Source organism: Pseudonocardia sp. ICBG1293, assembly GCF_020131355.1.
GTDB lineage: Bacteria > Actinomycetota > Actinomycetes > Mycobacteriales > Pseudonocardiaceae > Pseudonocardia.
Window position 1 is genome coordinate 562,402 of sequence record NZ_JAHLEL010000006.1, and the last position, 18,683, is coordinate 581,084.

Genomic DNA, 18,683 nt, shown 5'->3' on the forward strand with positions numbered 1-18,683 from the left:
CGGGCGCCGGCGCGGCCCGCGGGCGGGCACCGCACCGGCGGCGTCGACGACCGCCGGTCGCCGACGCCGTCGCGCGACACCGGCCTCGACGGGCCGATGAGTCCGGCGTCGGGGCGCGGTCGGAAGGGGGACGGACCCTCGACCCACTGCGGGAGGCACCATGACCGGAGCAGCCACCACCACGCCGTCGCCGACCTCGAGCGGGCACCTGCCGGTCAACGGACTGGACCTCCACCACGAGGTGTACGGCGAGCTCGGGACCTCGCCACCGCTGCTCCTGCTGCCGGGCGCGTTCATGGCCGCCGGCTCGATGGCAGCGTGGGCGGCCGGGTTCGCCGCCGACCGCACCGTGGTCGTCGCCGACATGCAGGGCCAGGGCCGCACGCCGGACGCGCCCCGCGCACTGTCCTACGAGCAGTTCGCCGACGACGCCGCGGCGCTGCTCCGCGGGCTGGGCGTCGACCGGGCGGACGTGCTGGGCTACTCCCAGGGCGGCGGCGTGGCGCTGCAGCTCGCGATCCGGCACCCGGATCTGGTCGGCAAGCTCGTCGTGATGGCCGCGACGTTCCGCCGGGACGGCTGGTACCCCGCCGTGCACGCCGCCGTCACGGGGATGGACGTGACGATGCTGGCCGGCACCCCCGTCGAGACGGCGTTCCTGGAGCACACACCGGACCCGGCCGCGTTCGCGGCCTGGGTGGAGAAGGTGAAGGTGCTCAACGCCGAGGACCAGCAGATCGACGACGCCCGGATGCGCGGCATCACCGCCCGCTCCATGGTGGTCGTCGGGGACGCCGACGGCGTACGACCCGAGCACGCCGTGGAGATGTTCCGGCTGCTCGGCGGCGGCGACGAACGGGCCGCCGCGACCGGGATGCTGGAGGAGGTCCCCCGGGCACGCCTGGTGGTGCTGCCCGCGACGTCGCACATCGGGCTGGTGGGGGAGACGGCGACCCTCGTGCCCGCGATCAGCGCGTTCCTCGACGATGCGGTGTCCCCGACACCGACCCTGTTCTGACCGGACGACGAGGGCCCCGCCGGATGCTCCGGCGGGGCCCTCGTCGTGGAACGGGTGGTGCTCAGTCCAGGTAGTCGCGCAGCACCTGGGACCGCGACGGGTGCCGCAGCTTCGACATCGTCTTCGACTCGATCTGACGGATCCGCTCCCGGGTCACGCCGTAGACCTGGCCGATCTCGTCGAGGGTGCGCGGCTGGCCGTCGGTGAGCCCGAAGCGCAGCCGGACGACGCCCGCCTCGCGCTCGGACAGCGTGGCCAGCACCGACTGCAGCTGGTCCTGCAGCAGGGTGAAGCTCACCGCGTCGACCGCGACGACGGCCTCGGAGTCCTCGATGAAGTCACCGAGCTGGCTGTCGCCCTCGTCGCCGATGGTCTGGTCCAGGGAGATGGGTTCCCGGGCGTACTGCTGGATCTCCAGCACCTTCTCCGGGGTGATGTCCATCTCCTTGGCGAGCTCCTCGGGAGTGGGCTCGCGCCCGAGATCCTGGAGCAGCTCACGCTGTATGCGGCCGAGCTTGTTGATGACCTCCACCATGTGCACCGGGATGCGGATGGTGCGGGCCTGGTCGGCCATCGCGCGGGTGATGGCCTGCCGGATCCACCACGTGGCGTAGGTCGAGAACTTGTAGCCCTTGGTGTAGTCGAACTTCTCGACCGCACGGATCAGGCCGAGGTTGCCCTCCTGGATCAGGTCCAGGAACGCCATGCCACGACCGGTGTAGCGCTTGGCCAGCGAGACCACGAGCCGGAGGTTCGCCTCGAGCAGGTGGTTCTTGGCGCGCTCGCCGTCCCGCACGATCCAGCGCAGGTCGCGCCGCAGCTGCGGGGACAGCTTCTCGTTCGACTCGAAGACCTTGCGGATGCGCTCGGCGCCGTACAGGCCGGCCTCGATCCGCTTGGCGAGCTCGACCTCCTCCTCGGCGTTGAGCAGCGCGACCTTGCCGATCTGCTTCAGGTACGCGCGGACCGAGTCGGCCGAGGCGGTGAGCTCGGCGTCCTTGCGCGCCTGGCGCAGGGCCTCGGACTCCTCCTCGTCCCAGACGAAGTCGGCCGACTTCTGCTGCGAGGCGCGGGTCGTCGGCGCGACCCGGTTCTTGCCGGTGTTGGTCTCGTCGTCGGAGTCGTCGTCATCGTCGTCGTCGGACGACTCGTCGGCGTTCTCCTCCTTGGCCGCCTCGGCCAGGTCGGCCTCGATGTCCGAGGCGTCGACCTCGCCGTCCTCGAGGACGACCTCCTCACCGTCGCCGTCCTGCTCCTCGCCGTCGGCCTTCTTGGTGGAGGCCTTCTTCGTGGCGGGCTTGCGCGGACCGGTCGCCGGGGCGGTCCTGGTCGCCGTGCCACCCGCCGCGGCGGGCTTGCGGGTGCGTGCGGCCGGCTTCTTGGCGGTGCCGGTCGTCGCCGACGCGGTGCTCGTGGTGCCGGAAGTACGGCGGCTGCGGGATGCGGTACCCGACGTCGGTTCGACGGTCGAGTCGCTGCGTGCTGCGGAGTCTGCGGCTGCCACCTGGGCCCTCTCGCTACGTGCGCTGGAGTCGTTACGCGGCCCGGTCGCGGCGCGCTCGTCGGGGGAGACGAGGCCACGACGGCCGGGATGTCCTGTCCTGCCACCGCCTCGGTCGCCGGCGTCGATGGTGGTCGCCGCGCGTCCCGGAGACGGGGTACGCGTTCCATTGTAACTGCGTACCGGCCGGGGGACGCACCTCACGCCGCCCCGCGCGTCCGAGGGACCCCGCACGTGGTCGGATGGGGCGGTGAGCCCGTACCGGAGCAGCGATCCCGCCACCCTGCGCGCCGTCGCCGAGCAGGTCGCGGCGGAGGCCGCGGAACACCTGCGCGGCCTGCCCGCGCCGCGGGACGACGGGGGCGCCGGGGGAGCGTCGACGGTGACCACGAAGTCCTCGCCGACCGACGTCGTCACCGCCTCCGACGCCTCGGTGGAGCGGTTCGTGCGGGACCGGCTGGCGCAGCTGCGGCCCGGTGAGCCGGTGTACGGCGAGGAGGGCGCGGGCGACGCCACCGCCGCGCGCTGGGTCGTCGACCCGATCGACGGCACGGTGAACTACCTCTACGGCCTGCCCTGGTACGCGGTCTCGATCGCCGCGGTCGTGGACGGCGAGGGCGTCGCCGGGGCCGTGTCCGAGCCGGCCTCGGGCCGGCTCTGGTCGGCCGGGCGCGGCCTGGGCGCGAGCCTCGACGGGCGTCCGCTGCGGGTCGCGGCGACCACCGAGCTGGGCCAGTCCCTGGTCGGCACCGGGTTCGCCTACCGCGCGGAGCGCCGCGCCCGGCAGGCCCGGATGGTCGCGGCGATGCTCCCCGAGGTCCGCGACGTCCGCCGGGCCGGCGCCGCGTCGCTGGACCTGTGCGCGGTCGCGGCGGGCTGGCTCGACGGCTACCTCGAGCACGGCTGCAACTGGTGGGACTGGGCGGCCGGAGCGCTGATCGCGGCCGAGGCGGGCGCCCTCGTGCACGTCGCGGGGACCCCGGGGGTGCCCGGCCTCGACGACGGCGACGCCCTCGGTGCGGACGTCACGCTCGCCGCCGCGCCCGGGATCGCCGCCGCACTGGCGGCGCTGGCCCGCCGCAGCGGCGCCGGCACCGTCTGAGCCGGGCGGCGGCGCTCAGCAGGCCGCCGCGCGGGCCTGGGCCAGCAGGCCCGGGTCCGCCCGCGGACCACCCTCGGTGCCCGGCGCGGACAGCTGGTCCAGCACGTCGCGGGCCGCGCGACCCGGCGCGACGTCGGTGAAGGCCGACCCGACGACGACGTCCACCACCGCCCCCTGCCGCTCGTCGCGGATCGGCTCGACGCAGGGCAGCGCGAGCGCCAGCGTCGACGCCGCCGCGGCCCCGGCCGGGCCGAAGCGCATCTGCCCGATGCAGTCCAGGTCCCCGTCGGGGAAGGCGGGGTCGTTGCCGGGCGTCCCGGCCTCGCCGAACTGCAGGTCCTTCAGCTCGGCCGACACCAGGTTCGCCTGCCCGCGCTGCCCGCCGGCGTTGAGGACCTGGAACCGGACGTCGTCCGGGGCGGCCGGGGGCTCGGCGTCCAGCTCGGCCCGGTCGATCTCGGAGCCGGCCAGGGTCCCCGACGAGGGGGCCGGGCAGTTCGTCGACGCCGAGCCGTCCGAGGCGGTGCCGAGCACGACCGACCAGGTGGCGACGGCCAGCACGGCCAGCAGCGCGGTGGTCAGCAGGATCGGACGGGTCCGGCGCCGCTCGTAGGGGCGGTCGGCGCGGGTGCGGCCGGGCAGCATCAGAACGAGCCCCCGTCCAGGACGTGGTGGCCCAGCGCGACCAGCGGGCCGACCGACCCGTCGAGTCCGTCGGCCATCTCCGCGGGCACGGAGCCGGCCCGGACCCTGGCCAGGATCCCGGCCAGCACGACGGCCAGCTTGAACGCCCCGAACCCGACGTACCAGGGCAGTGGGCCGGCGTCGAGGCCGGTACGCGCGGTGTAGCCCTCCACCAGCTCGCGGCGCGTCGGGAAGCCGGGCAGTCCGGTCGGGCCGGCCAGCGGCTGCGCCGCCGACCAGACGGTGTCGTCGCCGTCCTGCTTCCAGTAGACGAGCAGCAGCCCGAGGTCGGCCAGCGGGTCACCCAGGGTGGACATCTCCCAGTCCAGCACCGCGCGGATGCGCCCGGGGTCCTCGGCGTCGAACACGCAGTTGTCGAGCCGGTAGTCGCCGTGCACGACGGTGTGCCGCTGCGCGGCGGGCACGTCCGCGGCCAGCCGCTCGGACAGCCGGGTGAGCTCGGACTCCACGTCGGCCGCCACCGGGACCGGGTCGTCGCCGTCACGGGCGGTCGCCCACTGCGTGCCCCAGCGCCGGATCTGGCGCTCCATGAACCCGTCGGGACGACCGAAGTCGCCCAGACCCGCCGCGGCGGGGTCGACGGCGTGCAGCGCGGCGAGCACGTCGACCAGCGCGTCGCCCGCGGCGCGGCGCCGGGCGGGGGTCGCGGCCCAGCCGGCGGGCAGGTCGTCGAGCGGCACGACACCGTCGACGAGCTCCATCACGAAGCAGGGGGCGCCGAGCACGTCACCGTCGTCGGCCGCCAGCACCGCGGGGACGGGTACGGCGCTGGGCCCGAGCGCGGAGATCACACGCTGCTCGCGGCCCATGTCGTGGGCGGTCGCGGCGACCTCGCCGACGGGCGGGCGGCGCAGCACGACGGCACCGGCGGGGGAGGAGACCCGGTAGGTGAGGTTGGACCGCCCGGCGCCGATCGGGGTGAGCTCCGCCGAGCGCCACCGGTCGTCGCCGAGCGCGGTGGACAGCCACGCGCCGACCGTGGCGGGGTCGGCACCGGGCGTGGGCGTGCGGGCGCTCGTCGTCACACCGGGCGACACTAGTGCGCCCGGCGGCGGTGGCGCCCGGGCGACACCCGGCGTGATCGGGGGACTCGCTGCGACGCCCGCCGGACGCTGGGCTACCCTCCCCGCCGCCGGTGCCGGACCGGCCGCGACGACACGCACGACGGAGGAACCGTCCGCACCTCCGGGGACGGTGAGACCGGCGTCACTCCGGGAGCCGGGCACAAACCCGCCTCCCGCGACGTTCCTCAGCGGCACGCGACGACCAACCGATGCGAAGTACCGCTGCTCGAGGGCCGAATCGAGCAGCACGGACGTAAGGCAAGGGTGAGACCTGATGGCGACCGACTACGACGCCCCGCGTCGCAACGAGGCCGACGAGATGGCCGAGGACTCGCTCGACGAGCTCAAGCAGCGCCGCAACGAGGCGCAGTCCGCGGTCGTCGACGTCGAGGAGACCGACACCGCGGAGAGCTACGAGCTCCCGGGCGCGGACCTGTCGGGCGAGGAGCTGACGGTGAACGTCCTGCCCAAGCAGGCGGACGAGTTCACCTGTGCGAGCTGCTTCCTGGTGCACCACCGGAGCCGCCTCGCCAGCACCTCGGGCGGACAGTTCCTCTGCCGCGACTGCGCGGCCTGAGAGGGCCGGCACGACGGGAGGACCACGACGGGCCCCGGCGGATTCCGCCGGGGCCCGTCGTGCATCCGGGGTCGGCTGCGCGGGGTCAGCTCTGCTGGGGGTGCGGCGCCTGCGCGGCGATCGCCGCCCGCAGCGCGTCGGGACGGCGCGTGCTGAGCACCCAGTACGGCTCGTCCCGCCCGGTCACCTGGATCCGTACCAGCGGTCCCACCCAGGCCCGGTGCAGCACGTAGGCCTGCGGGTCGAGGTCGGGGCCCATCGCCTGCTGCTTGTCGGCCCGCGCGACGGTGTCGGTGACCCCGGCGGCGGACAGCGGCAGCCGGTGCCCGTTCGAGACGAGCACCCCGTCGCGGACGGTGGTGCGGCTGCGCCCCATCCACCACAGCACACCGACGCACAGCGGGATCATCGTCAGGTAGCCCAGCCACGCGCGCAGGCCGGGGTACCCCATGTGGATCTGCGCGCCCATCAGGGTGCCGAGCCCCACGGCGAGCAGGTACCACCACACCGGGACCGACAACCGCTCGTCGAACGCAGCAGGGCCAGCCGTCGCAGAGTCGGTCTCCGTCACCCGTTCGCTCACGGGGCCCAGGGTAGCGTCGCCCGCCGTGCCCGGTTCCGTGCCCGCTCCCCCGGACCAGCCGCCGGCAGCAGCGTCCGTGAACGTCCTGCTGACGCGGCTCGACCCCGACGTCCCCCACCCCGCCTACGCGCGGCCCGGGGACGCCGGCGCCGACCTCGTGACGACCACCGACGTGGTCCTCCGGCCCGGCCGGCGGGCGCTGGTCGGGACCGGGGTGGCGATCGCGCTGCCCGAGGGGTACGCCGGGTTCGTGCACCCGCGGTCCGGTCTGGCCGCCCGCTGCGGGCTGTCCATCGTCAACGCCCCCGGCACGGTCGACGCCGGGTACCGCGGGGAGATCAAGGTGTGCCTGGTCAACACCGACCCGGACACACCGGTGGAGCTGCACCGGGGGGACCGCATCGCGCAGCTGGTGGTGCAACGGGTCGAGGTGGCCCGGTTCGTGGAGGTCGCCGCGCTGCCCGCATCGGTACGCGGTGCCGCCGGTCACGGCTCGACCGGCGGGAACGCCGCGCTCGTCGCCGGGGGAGGGGACCAGTAGATGCCCGGACGCACGCGCGGTCGGATGTTCGACATCCGTCCCGAGGACGAGGTCGAGGACACCGGGACGGGCGCCTACCCGGGCTATCCCGGCTACGGCGACTCCGACATCGAGGACTTCGACGACTACGCCGAGCACTACGCCGAGCAGGACACCCGTCGCGGCGTCCCGCCGGTGAACGGCGGGGTCCCCCGTGGCCGCCCCGTCGCCGGTGCGCCGAACGGCGGGCCGCCCGCGCCGGGGCGCACCGGCTCCGGTCCGGTCGCCGGCCCCCGCCCGGTCCCGCCGAACGGTCGCCCGGCCGGTCCGCGGACCGGCGCCGGCCGGGCCCCCGTCCCCGACGCCGCCGCCGCGACGACGGCGGTCCGGGCGGTCGGCAGGGACACCACCGGCCGTCCCCCCGGACCCGGCGCCTCCGGGCGACTGCCCGCAGCCCCACCCGCCGAGCGCGACGACCGGGTCGCCCCGGACGGCCGGTGGGACGACGAGGAGCCGCCGCTGCTGTCGCACCGGGTGGAGGACGACGAGCTCGCCTACGCCCGCGACCGCACCCCGCAGGGTTTCGACGGTGGTGACCCGGACGACCCGTCCTGGGGTCGTCGCGGGTCCGCGTCCGCCACCGACGGCGCCGACGACCGCGCCGCCGACGAGTACGACGCCGACGAGTACGACGAGTACGACGACGGCGAGGAGTACGACGACGAGGACGGGTACGACGAGGACGAGTACGGCGTCGGCGACGCCCCGCTCTCGGTCCCGCCGCCCGGCAGCGGGGGCCGCCCGCTCGGCCCGGCCGACGTCGAGGAGCTCGACCCGTCGATGACCGACGCGCTGGCCCGCGTCGACCTCGGTGCCCTGCAGGTCCCGGTGCCCTACGGCGCCGAGCTGAAGCTGGAGCCCGCGGGCGCCGAGCGCCCGCAGGCCGTGCACCTGCTGCTGGCCGAGGGGCGGATCGCGGTGAGCGCGCTCGCCGCTCCGCGGTCGTCCGGGTTGTGGGCGGACCTGTCTGCCGAGATCGAGCAGTCGCTGCGCAAGGGCGGCGCCCGGGTCCGCAACGCCCGCGGCGACTGGGGCCGCGAGCTGCACGCCCGCACCGAGAACGCCGCCTCGGTGTTCGTCGGCTGCGACGGCCCCCGCTGGATGGTCTACGGCGTGGCGACGGCGTCGCTGGAGACCGTCGAGGCACTCGACGTGGAGCTGCGCCGTGTGCTGCGGGGGATCATCGTCGTGCGCGGGAAGTCGCCCTATCCGCCGCGGACGGTCCTGCCGCTGGAGCTGCCCGAGCACCTGCGCGAGCAGCAGCCCGAGGTCGCGCCGCAGAAGCCCAGCATCACCGTCTCGGTCCCGGCCCCCACCGGTGCGACCCCGCTGTCGTCGGGCGCCACCACCGGTGCGACCCCGGTGCCCTCCGGCCCGACCACCGGTGCCCGCCCGGCCCCGGTCGGGGCCACCGAGGAACCGGCGACGCCGGCGCAGCCCGCCCGTCCGGCCCGTCCGCGGCGCGCCGCCCCCGCCGCGGCCTCGGCGCCGCAGGCACCGGCCGGCCCGCGGGTCCCGCGCCCGGCGGGCGAGGACGCCGAGCCGCGGACCCGCGCACTGCCGCAGGTCCGCGGCTCGGCTGCGGCGGCCCCGGCCGAGCTGCCCGCGGAACGCACGGAGCTGACCCCGGCCGTGCGGGCCGCGGACCCGCCCGCCGGGCGGGCCGCGGCCACCGGCGCCCCGCCGGCGGGCCCCGGGGCCGACGCCCGGCCCGGGCGCCGTCGGGGACGCCCGGACCGGCCCGACCGCACCGGCGCGACCCCGCTCGGTGACACACCCGCCACGGACGCCCTCGACGGGGCGACCCCGACCGGCGCGTTCCCCGCGACGGGCCGGGTCGCGCCGGGCCCCGACACCGGGGTGCCGCCGCTGCCCGGGCGCACGTCGATCCACGCCCCGGCCCCGCTGCACGCGCCGACCCCGGCGGATCCGCAGGCCGGCCCGGTCCGGGCCCCCGAGCCCGCCCCCGTCGAGCCCCCGGCCCGCCGGGACCCGGCGGTGACCGCGCTGTCGGTCGCCGACCTGCTCGCGGGCGCCGACGACGACCGGTCCTCGACCCCGCTCACCGGGGCCGGCCGCGGCACGTCGACCGACGACGTCCTCGATGCCCGCACCCCCGTCCCGCACCCCGCGCCGGACACCGGGACCGCCGCGGACCGCCCCTCCCGGCGCGACCGCACGGCGGGTGCCGCCCGCATCGACGCCGCGGACCTGCTCGCCGGACGCGCCCGCGACACCTCCGCCGACCTGCCGGGCGCCACCACGCCGGCCGCCGGCGTCCCGGCACCGTCGGCGCGGCCCGGTGGGGCCATCGAGGACATCCCGCTCTCCGACGTCCCGCTGATGGAGGCCACGCTCGACCGCCTCCCGGCCCCGCCGGAGCCGGCCGCACCCGCGCCGACCCGTCGGCGCGGTGCCCGTCCCGTCGTGGACGGGGCCGACCGGGAGGGACCGGCCGACCGCACCCCGGACGACGACGGCTGGCTGTCCGCCGAGATCGCCGCCAGCCGCCGCTCCGGTCGGCACGGCGCGGGGGCGGGGACCTCGGTGGCGGACCTGCTCGCCGCCGTCGCCCTCGACGCCCCCGCCGGCGGCGGTCGCCGCCGCGACGACGCCCCGGCGGCCGGGAACACCGCGCAGGCGGACGGCCCGGGCCGGGGGAGCGGTCGTCGCACCGCCCCGGCCGCGGCGCCGCCGGACCCGGGCGGGGACGACCTGTTCCGGGCCCCGGCCGCCGAGGACCGGCCCTGGCACGGCGGCGGCCCCACCTCGGCCGACGAGGCCCGCAGCGCCCTGCAGGATCTGCTCCGCAGCGCCTCGGCCGACCGGGGGGACACCGGCGGGCCGGGCGCCGACCGGGCGGACGGGCACGGTGCGGACGGGCACGGTGGCGGTGTCACCGGCCTCGCCGACTACCGGGCGAGCCGGGCCGCGGCGGCCCGTGCCGCCGGGAACACCGGGAGCACCGGCCACCACGGGGACGCGACACCGGCGCCCACCGGGGGCGACCCCGGCACGGACCCCGGCGACGACGACGCCGAGGCGCTCGGCGGGCTCGACGGCCGGGCCGCGGGCGGGTCCGGGCTCACCGGCCGGTGGTCGTCCGGTCGGCGCGCGGGCGGCACCGGTCCCCGCGACCTGGGACGGCACCGCCGGGACTGAGCGGGTGGCACGGTGGGCGCGGTGTCCGGTACGCCCGGCCCGTGCCCGCCCGCCGACCATCCGGCGCGGTCCGCGAACCGGTCGGCGGCCGGGGAACGGGAGGTCCGAGCCGCCACGGGCACAAACCGGAGCGGCTGCGCGTTACGCTCTCGGCGCCACCACGACACCCTGTCGGGTCGCCACGCGAGTGCGGGTCACCGGAGGGTCCGGTGCCCCCGGGCCGGTACCGGATGCGGGCCGAGGAGAGACATGGGCAGCACGGATGGCGGAGCGTTCCGCCGGATGCTCCGCAAACTCACCAGCGACGTCGACGAGCTCGACGCACGCGATCTCGCCGAGGACGTCGAGGAGACCGGCGCACGGCCGGCCCGCGACTGCGCCTGCGGCGAGGAGGTGACGATGCTCGGGCGGATCCGTAGCGTCGACCTCTGTCCGCAGAGTGCCGACGCCACGCTCAAGGCCGAGCTGTTCGACGGCACCGACGGCGTCACCCTGGTCTGGATGGGCCGGCGCAGCATCCCCGGCATCGAGGCCGGGCGCACCATGCGGGTCCGCGGCCGGATCTCGGTCCGTGACGGACGCAAGGTGCTCTACAACCCGTACTACGAGATCTGCCAGGCGCAGTGACCCGCGGGACCCGCGCGGTCTGCCCCTGAGCCGACGGATCGGACCGGCTTGAACGACCACCAGCACGACGCCCCGACCACCCGGATGCCCCGGGTCACCGACCCGGACCCGCAGGACCGCACCGCGCCCCTCGGCCGGCCGGTGACGGCGCCGGCGCACGCCGCCGCACCGGAACCGGACCGGACCGGGGGACCGGCGGAGCCCGCCCCGGAGGCTCCCACCCCCACCCTGCTGGAACAGATGGGCGGGGTGACCGGGATCGTCGCCTCGAGCATCCCGGTCGTGGTGTTCGTCCTCGTCAACGTCCTGGCCGACCTGACGACCGCGCTGTACGCGGCGGTCGGGGCCGGTGTGCTGGTGCTGGTCTGGCGTCTGGTCCGCCGCGACCCGGTCATGCCGGCGATCTCCGGCCTGCTCGGGGTCGGGGTGTGCGCGCTGGTCGCGAGCCGGACCGGCGAGGCCCGTGGGTTCTACCTGCCCGGCCTGCTCTACAGCGGGGCCCTCGGCGTCGTCGCGCTGGTCTCGATCGTCGCCCGCTGGCCGCTGGCCGGGGTGATCTGGCACGGCATCAACGGCCACGGCACCGAGTGGCGTGCGAACCCCCACCTGGTCCGCGCGTACGGCTGGGCCACCGCGGTGTGGGCGGCGACCTTCCTCGCGAAGGTGGTCGTGCAGGGCGGGCTGTACCTCGCCGACTCCGAGACCTGGCTGGGCGTCGCCCGGCTCGCGATGGGCTACCCCCTGACCGGGGTCGCGATCCTGGCCACGATCCTCATCGTGCGCCGCGCCGAGCGCTCCCGGCCCGCCGCCACCGCCTGACGACCCGTGCCGGCGCGCGCGGACCCCGGGCCCGGGCGCCGGCACGCCCACCGGTCACATCAGGGCGGCGCGGATGTCCTCCTCGACCGCCGTCGTCGCCACGAACAGCAGCTCGTCCCCGCCCTCCAGGGCGTCGTCGGGCTGGGGCACGATGACCCGGCCGCCGCGCAGGATCGTCACCAGCGCGGAGTCCGTCGGTAGCTCCAGCACCCGCACCGGGCGCCCGGCCAGCGGTGTGTCCTCGGGCAGCGTCACCTCCACGAGGTTCGCCTGTCCCTGGCGCAGCGTGAGCAGCCGCACCAGGTCCCCCACGGCGACGGCCTCCTCGACCAGCGCCGCCAGCAGCCGTGGCGTCGAGACCGCGACGTCGACGCCCCAGTTCTCCCCGAACAGCCACTCGTTGCGCGGGTCGTTGACCCGGGCGACCACCCGGCGGACCCCGAACTCGGTCTTCGCCAGCAGCGACACCACCAGGTTGACCTTGTCGTCGCCGGTCGCGGCGATGACGACGTCGCACCCCTCGATGCCGGCGTCCTCGAGCGACGACAGCTCGCAGGCGTCGGCGTGCACCCACTCGGCCTCCGGGACCGCGTTCGGGTCGATGTGGGTCAGGTCGCGCTCGATCAGCATGACCCGGTGCTCGGACTCGACCAGCTCCAGCGCGATGGACCGCCCGACGGCGCCCGCACCCGCGATCGCGACCCGCATCAGTCCTCCTCGGGCGGCGCCGCGGCGGCCGCCGTCACGTCGCTGACCGTGCCCGAGACCGCCGCCACGTAGACGGTGTCCTCGTGCTGCACGGTGGTGTCCTTGGTCGGCAGCACACCGGTGCCGAACCGCACGATGAACGCGACCCGCGAGCTCGTCGCCCGTTCCAGGTCGCGGATGGGACGGCCCACCCAGTCCTGGTGCAGGGGCAGCGGGAGGACGGCCACGGTGCCGGTGGGCTCGCGCCAGGCGGTCGCGACACCGTCGGGCAGCAGCATGCGCAGCAGCCGGTCGGTCGTCCACGGGACGGTCGCGACCGTCGGGATGCCGAGGCGCTCGTACACCGCGGCGCGCTTGGCGTCGTAGATCCGGGCCACGACCTTGCCGACGCCGTAGCTCTCGCGCGCCACCCGCGCGGCGATGATGTTCGAGTTGTCCCCGGAGGAGACGGCGGCGAACGCGTCGGCGGAGGCCAGACCGGCCTCGTCGAGGACGCTGCGGTGGAACCCGAACCCGACCACCTGCCGCCCGCGGAAGTCCGGGCCGAGCCTGCGGAAGGCCTGCGGGTCGCGGTCGATCACCGCGACCTCGTGGCCGAGTCGCTCCAGGCCCGAGGCCAGGGACGCGCCGACGCGGCCGCATCCCATGATCACGACGTGCATGGCGTCAGGGGTCCTTCCGCCGGGTCGGGGAGCCCGGGATGTACGATTCGTTCCGTCTGTGCGGCCGGCGACGTGCACGTCGCCGACGCGGAGTGAACGCTATCGCGAAGCACGTCGGATCGGGGGGCATAGGCTGCGCCCCGTGTCCAAGCTCGCCGTCGCTCTCAAGCGGCTCGTGGTCGGACGACCGCAGCGCAGCGACCGCCTGACCAGCACCCTGCTCCCGAAGCGGATCGCCCTCCCGGTGTTCGCCTCCGACGCCATGTCGTCGGTCGCCTACGCCCCGGAGGAGATCTTCCTGACCCTGTCGGTCGCCGGGGTCGCCTCCTACGCGATGTCGCCGTGGATCGGTCTCGCCGTCGTCGTCGTCCTGCTGACGGTCGTCGCCAGCTACCGGCAGAACGTCCACGCCTATCCCTCCGGTGGGGGCGACTACGAGGTCGCGACGGTGAACCTCGGCAAGAACGCCGGGCTGACCGTCGCCAGCGCGCTGCTCGTCGACTACACCCTCACCGTCGCCGTCTCGATCTCCGCGGCGGCGGCCAACATCGGTGCGCTGGTGCCGTTCGTCGCCGAGCACAAGGTGCTGTTCGCGGTGTCGGCGATCGTCGTGCTCACCGCGATCAACCTGCGCGGCATCCGCGAGTCCGGCGCGGCCTTCGCGGTCCCGGTGTACGCCTTCGTCCTCGGCGTCGCGACCATGATCATCTGGGGGCTGACCCGGATCCTGGTGCTGGGCGACCCGGTGCGCGCCGAGAGCGCCGACCTGCACCTGGTTGCCGAGGGCGACGCGTTCACCGGCCTCGCGCTGGTGCTCCTCGTGCTGCGCAGCTTCACCCAGGGCGCGGCCGCGCTGACCGGTGTCGAGGCCATCTCCAACGGCGTGCCGGCCTTCCGCAAGCCCAAGTCGCGCAACGCGGCGACGACGCTGCTGCTGCTCGGCGCGATGTCGGTGTCGCTGTTCATGGGGCTCATCGCCCTGGCCCAGCTCACCGGGGTCCAGATCGCGGAGAACCCGGCGCGCCAGTTCCCGGACGCCCCGCCCGGCTACGAGCAGCACACCATGATCGCCCAGCTCGCCGACGCCGTGTTCGACAACTTCCCGCCGGGCTACCTGTTCGTCATCGTCATGACGGCGCTGATCCTCGTCCTCGCCGCGAACACCGCGTTCAACGGCTTCCCGGTGCTCGGCTCGATCCTGTCCCAGGACCGCTACCTGCCCCGCCAGCTGCACACCCGCGGCGACCGGCTCGCGTTCTCCAACGGCATCGTCGCGCTGGCGCTGTTCGCGGTCCTGCTCGTCGTCGGCTTCCAGGCCGAGGTCACCCGGCTCATCCCGCTCTATACCGTGGGCGTGTTCGTGTCGTTCACGCTCTCCCAGGCCGGCATGGTCCGGCACTGGAACCGGGAGCTCGCGCTGAACCCCTCGGTGCCCGAACGCCGCCGGATGCGCCGCGCGCAGTCGATCAACGGGTTCGGCGCCTGCATGACCGGTGTCGTGCTGGTGACGGTGCTGATCACCAAGTTCACCCTCGGCGCCTGGATCGCGATCGTCGCCATGGGCGGGTTCTTCGTGCTCATGCGGCTGATCCAGCTGCACTACGACCGGGTCGCCGCGGCGCTGGTCGCCGACGAGACCGACGACGTGCTGCCCTCCCGCAACCACGCCGTCGTGCTCGTCTCGACGCTGCACAAGCCGACCCTGCGCGCGCTGGCCTACGCCCGCGCCACCCGCCCGGACATCCTCGAGGCGGTGACGGTCAACGTCGACGACTCCGACACCAAGAAGCTCGTCGAGCAGTGGCACAAGCGCAACCTGCCGGTCCCGCTGAAGGTCGTCGAGTCGCCGTACCGGGAGATCACCCGGCCCGTGCTGGACTACGTCAAGCGCATCCGCAGCGACTCCCCGCGCAACGTCGTGGCCGTCTACATCCCGGAGTACGTCGTCGGGCACTGGTGGGAGCAGGTGCTGCACAACCAGAGCGCGCTGCGGCTCAAGACGAGACTGCTGTTCCAGCCGGGGGTGATGGTGACCAGCGTGCCGTGGCAGCTGCCGTCGTCGTCGCGCACGCGCGTGCTCTCGCCGCTGCAGGCACCGGGCGCGTCCCGCCGCGGCTACCCGGGACGGGAGCAGCTGCCCGGCGAGCGCCGCGACGGCGCGGGTGTCGGGACGGGTGGCGGCACCCCGTCCGCACCCCGGGTGACGAGGAAGGAGGACCGGTGAGCGCCGACACCGCGACCGACTGGACCGACCGCATGCTGGAGCTGCGGGTCGGGCCCGTCGCCCACGGCGGACACTGCGTGGCCCGCGACGGGGACGGCGGCCGGGTGGTGTTCGTCCGGCACGCGCTGCCCGGCGAGCTGGTCCGCGCGGTGGTGACCGACGACCCCGGCGGTGCCTTCTGCCGGGCCGACGCGGTCGCGGTGCTGGAGGCCTCCCCGGACCGGGTCGAGCCCGCCTGCCCGTGGGCCGGGCCCGGCGGCTGCGGGGGCTGCGACTTCCAGCACGCCGACCCCGCCGCGCAGCGCGCCCTGAAGACGGCCGTGCTGCGCGAGCAGCTGGAACGTCTCGGCGCCGGCGCGGCGGTGGTCGCCACCGCCGATCTCGCCTCCGTGGAGGTCGAGGAACTCCCCGGCGGTCCGCTCGGCTGGCGGACCCGGGTGCGGCTGGCCGTCGACGGCGCCGGTGTCCCCGGCCTGCGCGCCCACCGCAGCCACGACGTGTGCGAGATCGGTGACTGCCCGCTGGTCCCGGCGGGCGCGCTGCCCCCGGTGCTGGAGCGCCGCTTCCGGCCCGACTCCGAGCTCGACGTGACCGTCGTCGGCGACGGTGCGGCCCGGGTCGGGTCCGGGGCGACCGTGCACGCCGCGGGCCGCACCTGGGAGCTGTCGGCCGGCACGTTCTGGCAGGTCCACCCGGCGCTGCCGGACACCCTCGCCGGCGTCGTCCGGGACTGGGCCGACGCCCCCGTGGGCGGCGTCGCCTGGGACCTCTACGGCGGCGTCGGACTGCTCGGCTCGGTCCTCGCCGGTCAGGTGGGGGAGTCGGGCACCGTGCTGGTGGTCGAGTCGGCGCCGTCCGCGGTCGCCGACGGCGCCTCCGCCCTGGCCGACCTCCCGCAGGTCCAGTTCGTCCGCGGCCGCGCCGAGCGCGAGATCTCCCGCCTCGGCCCGGCCCCCGACGTCGTGGTCACCGACCCGCCGCGGGCCGGGCTCGGCAGGGCGGCGATCCGCGATCTCGCTGCCCGCGGCCCGCAGCGGGTCGTGCACGTCGCCTGCGATCCGGCCGCGCTGGCCAGGGACCTGTCGCTGTTCGCCGCGGCCGGCTACCGCACCGCGGCGCTGCGGGCGTTCGACGCCTTCCCGATGACCCACCACATGGAGGCCGCGGCGCTGCTGGAGCGGATCCCGCGGTGACCACCGTCGTCCAGCTCTCCGACCTGCACCTGGGCCGCGACGACGCCCCCGGGCAGGACGCGCTGCGGGCCCGCGCCGACCGTGCCGTCGCCGCGGTGCGGGCGCTGGACCCGGCACCGGACGCCGTGCTGGTGACCGGGGACCTCGCCGACGACGGCGACCCCTCCGCGTACGCGCACGCCGCACGGCTGCTCGACGGCCTCGACGCGCTGCACGTGCCCGGCAACCACGACGACCGGGCCGCGATGACCGCGGCGCTCGGCCCGGTCGGCGACCGGGTGCACCGCATCGGCGGCACCACCCTGCTCCTGCTCGACACCCTGGTCCCCGGTGCCGCGCACGGTGAGCTGTCGGCGGGGGCGGCGGCCCTGCTCGCCGAGGCCGCCGCGGACCCCGCCCCGCTGCTGGTGGCGCTGCACCACCCGCCGGTCGCCGTCGGGCACCCGCTGCTCGACGGGATCCGGCTGCGTGACCCCGGCCGGCTGGAGGCGGCGCTCGCCGCCCGACGGGCCCCGACGCTGGTGGTCTGCGGGCACGTCCACACCCCGCTGACCACGACCGTCGCCGGGCACCCGCTCGTGCTCGTTCCGTCGGTGGCACCCGCCCTGCGCTGGCCGGACGTGCCGGGGGAGGGCGGCTCGGACCCCGGGCCCGCCCCGGGCGGGGTGCTGCACATCCTCGGCGACGGGCCGGTGCGCAGCCGGTTCCTGCACTGGCCGGGGTGATGCGGGCCGGATGTCCGGACGCGGCGCTCACCCGCTAGGCTCCGGCGCAGCCGAATACGGCGGAATGCGCCACGCCCTCGTAGTCCAATCGGCAGAGACGATGCACTCAAAATGCATACAGTGTGGGTTCGAATCCCACCGAGGGCACCGGGTCGACGGCCGCGTCCGGGTGCGGCCGGTCATGGTCACCGACATCTGGACCGACACGGACGCGCCGGCCGACCTCGCCCGCCGCGTCGACGCCGGGACGCTGACCCCGCGCGTCCACGAGGTGCTGCGGCCGGAGCAGGCCGCGGACGCCCACCGGCTGCTGGCCGCAGGCGGGCTACGAGGGCGTCCGGTGCTGGACTTCTCCTGAGCACGGGCCCGCCCGCGAGCGCGCGGACCGTCGTCCGACCGGGCGGGTAACGCGGTCGACCGGGCGTGTTTCCGCACACGAAAGGCCGAAGTGAGTCGGTCCCGGCGCGGTACCGCCGGTAGTCTCGGGTTCCACCGCAGCACACCGCACCGATCGATGAAGGAGTTCTCCGGTGACCGACAACGTTCCCGCAGAGACGCCGGCCGAGGACGGCCCGCAGCCCGGGTGGCGGGTGCTGGTCGTCGAGGACGAGGCCCTGATCCGCATGGACCTGGCCGAGATGCTCTCCGAGGAGGGCTACCGCGTCGCCGGTGAGGCCGGCGACGGCGAGGCCGCGATCACCCAGGCCCGCGAGCTGAGGCCGGACCTGGTGATCATGGACGTCAAGATGCCCAAGAAGGACGGCATCGAGGCGGCCTCGGTCATCGTCGGCGAGAAGATCGCCCCGGTGGTCATGCTGACCGCCTTCAGCCAGCGCGACCTGATCGAGCGTGCCCGCGACGCCGGCGCGATGGCCTACCTGGTCAAGCCGTTCGCCCGGCACGAGCTGGTCCCCGCCATCGAGCTCGCCGTCTCCCGGTTCGCCGAGAAGAAGGCCCTCGAGGACGAGGTCGCGAGCCTCAACGAGCGCTTCGAGACCCGCAAGGTCGTCGACCGGGCCAAGGGCCTGCTCATGACCGCGCAGAAGATGTCCGAGCCGGAGGCGTTCCGGTGGATCCAGCGCACCGCCATGGACCGCCGCACGACCATGAAGGCGGTCGCCGAGGCGGTCGTCGAGGGGCTCGCGCCGGCGAAGACCCCCTGAGGTCCGGCGGCGGTCGACCACCGCCGCCCGGCACCGTCGCACCGGCCCCGTCGCGCACCGCGCGACGGGGCCGTCGTCGTGCGCGCCGGCTCCCCGGGGCAGGCCGCCGGTCCGTCCCGGCCCGCCGTACGCCGGCGGGGTGTCCTCCCCCCTTTCCGATGCACCACGACACGATTCCGGTAACCGAAAGTGCCCGTTCGGGCACCGGAAAAGATCCACTTGTGTCACGCTGGTGTCGCCGGATCACATTCCTGTCACGAGTGGTGATGA

17 protein-coding genes, 1 tRNA gene and 1 pseudogene are annotated in these 18,683 nt (G+C 75.6%); 13 read left to right on the forward strand and 6 right to left on the reverse strand.

All coding sequences use genetic code 11. The features are described from left to right. The first annotated feature begins 160 nt into the window (after positions 1–160). Positions 161–1,018, forward strand: coding sequence for an alpha/beta fold hydrolase (locus tag KPF47_RS03270; RefSeq protein ID WP_224386715.1), 858 nt, complete (start codon positions 161–163; stop codon positions 1,016–1,018). Between the two features lie 61 nt (positions 1,019–1,079). Here KPF47_RS03270 and KPF47_RS03275 read toward each other — a convergent pair. Continuing rightward, positions 1,080–2,540: pseudogene (locus tag KPF47_RS03275) on the reverse strand (RNA polymerase sigma factor); the annotation flags it as partial. 229 nt (positions 2,541–2,769) lie between these two features. Here KPF47_RS03275 and KPF47_RS03280 point away from each other — a divergent pair. Continuing rightward, positions 2,770–3,621 carry an inositol monophosphatase family protein gene (locus KPF47_RS03280; protein WP_224386719.1) on the forward strand — a complete coding sequence of 284 codons (852 nt, stop codon included), beginning with the start codon at positions 2,770–2,772 and terminating at the stop codon, positions 3,619–3,621. Between the two features lie 15 nt (positions 3,622–3,636). On the opposite strand, the gene cei is transcribed toward KPF47_RS03280, so the two are convergent. Together cei and KPF47_RS03290 are read right to left on the reverse strand one after the other, a co-directional pair. Further along, positions 3,637–4,266, reverse strand: a complete 630-nt coding sequence (gene cei, locus KPF47_RS03285) for an envelope integrity protein Cei (RefSeq protein WP_224386721.1) — start codon at positions 4,264–4,266, stop codon at positions 3,637–3,639. Beyond that, a complete protein-coding gene (locus KPF47_RS03290; RefSeq protein ID WP_224386723.1) occupies positions 4,266–5,351 on the reverse strand; it encodes a phosphotransferase family protein in 1,086 nt (361 codons plus the stop codon). Before KPF47_RS03290 ends, cei begins: the two co-directional genes overlap by 1 nt. 313 nt (positions 5,352–5,664) lie before the next feature. On the opposite strand from KPF47_RS03290, the gene KPF47_RS03295 reads away from it, so the two are divergent. Beyond that, entirely contained in the window at positions 5,665–5,967 is a 303-nt protein-coding gene (locus tag KPF47_RS03295) for a DUF4193 domain-containing protein (protein WP_010223990.1), read from the forward strand. 85 nt (positions 5,968–6,052) lie between these two features. On the opposite strand, the gene KPF47_RS03300 is transcribed toward KPF47_RS03295, so the two are convergent. Beyond that, complete coding sequence (locus KPF47_RS03300) at positions 6,053–6,550, reverse strand: DUF3093 domain-containing protein (protein WP_224386725.1); 498 nt, start codon at positions 6,548–6,550, stop codon at positions 6,053–6,055. Between the two features lie 76 nt (positions 6,551–6,626). Between KPF47_RS03300 and dut the strand changes: the two genes are divergently transcribed. The 4 genes from dut to KPF47_RS03320 all read left to right on the forward strand — a co-directional run bounded on the left by dut (position 6,627) and on the right by KPF47_RS03320 (position 11,738). Beyond that, positions 6,627–7,091 (forward strand): dUTP diphosphatase, encoded by a 465-nt coding sequence (gene dut / locus KPF47_RS03305; protein WP_224386727.1) that lies wholly within the window; start codon positions 6,627–6,629, stop codon positions 7,089–7,091. After that, the gene (locus KPF47_RS03310) at positions 7,092–10,292 is read left to right on the forward strand and encodes a DUF3710 domain-containing protein (protein ID WP_224386728.1); all 3,201 of its coding nucleotides are present in this window, start codon (positions 7,092–7,094) and stop codon (positions 10,290–10,292) included. A 249-nt stretch (positions 10,293–10,541) separates the two neighbouring features. Then, entirely contained in the window at positions 10,542–10,919 is a 378-nt protein-coding gene (locus tag KPF47_RS03315; protein WP_020622832.1) for an OB-fold nucleic acid binding domain-containing protein, read from the forward strand. A 48-nt stretch (positions 10,920–10,967) separates the two neighbouring features. Then, complete coding sequence (locus KPF47_RS03320) at positions 10,968–11,738, forward strand: DUF3159 domain-containing protein (protein ID WP_224386730.1); 771 nt, start codon at positions 10,968–10,970, stop codon at positions 11,736–11,738. Between the two features lie 54 nt (positions 11,739–11,792). Here the strand turns inward: KPF47_RS03320 and KPF47_RS03325 are convergent, their stop codons facing one another. Then, positions 11,793–12,446, reverse strand: a complete 654-nt coding sequence (locus KPF47_RS03325; protein WP_224386733.1) for a TrkA family potassium uptake protein — start codon at positions 12,444–12,446, stop codon at positions 11,793–11,795. Continuing rightward, positions 12,446–13,108: a TrkA family potassium uptake protein gene (locus tag KPF47_RS03330; protein WP_224386734.1), complete on the reverse strand. Its 663-nt coding sequence runs from the start codon at positions 13,106–13,108 to the stop codon at positions 12,446–12,448. Before KPF47_RS03330 ends, KPF47_RS03325 begins: the two co-directional genes overlap by 1 nt. A gap of 142 nt (positions 13,109–13,250) precedes the next feature. On the opposite strand from KPF47_RS03330, the gene KPF47_RS03335 reads away from it, so the two are divergent. The 6 genes from KPF47_RS03335 to KPF47_RS03360 all read left to right on the forward strand — a co-directional run bounded on the left by KPF47_RS03335 (position 13,251) and on the right by KPF47_RS03360 (position 18,413). Continuing rightward, positions 13,251–15,332 carry an APC family permease gene (locus tag KPF47_RS03335; protein WP_224386735.1) on the forward strand — a complete coding sequence of 694 codons (2,082 nt, stop codon included), beginning with the start codon at positions 13,251–13,253 and terminating at the stop codon, positions 15,330–15,332. Positions 15,333–15,364: 32 nt separating this feature from the next. Beyond that, a complete protein-coding gene (locus KPF47_RS03340; RefSeq protein ID WP_255659042.1) occupies positions 15,365–16,525 on the forward strand; it encodes a class I SAM-dependent RNA methyltransferase in 1,161 nt (386 codons plus the stop codon). Continuing rightward, positions 16,522–17,250, forward strand: a complete 729-nt coding sequence (locus KPF47_RS03345; protein ID WP_224386739.1) for a metallophosphoesterase — start codon at positions 16,522–16,524, stop codon at positions 17,248–17,250. The genes KPF47_RS03340 and KPF47_RS03345 overlap by 4 nt, the downstream gene beginning before the upstream one ends. Positions 17,251–17,323: 73 nt before the next feature. Further along, positions 17,324–17,397, forward strand: a tRNA-Leu gene (locus tag KPF47_RS03350). After that, positions 17,351–17,608: a zinc-binding dehydrogenase gene (locus tag KPF47_RS03355; protein WP_224386835.1), complete on the forward strand. Its 258-nt coding sequence runs from the start codon at positions 17,351–17,353 to the stop codon at positions 17,606–17,608. The genes KPF47_RS03350 and KPF47_RS03355 overlap by 47 nt, the downstream gene beginning before the upstream one ends. 172 nt (positions 17,609–17,780) lie before the next feature. Beyond that, positions 17,781–18,413 (forward strand): ANTAR domain-containing response regulator, encoded by a 633-nt coding sequence (locus tag KPF47_RS03360; RefSeq protein ID WP_224386741.1) that lies wholly within the window; start codon positions 17,781–17,783, stop codon positions 18,411–18,413. Positions 18,414–18,683: the final 270 nt, after the last annotated feature.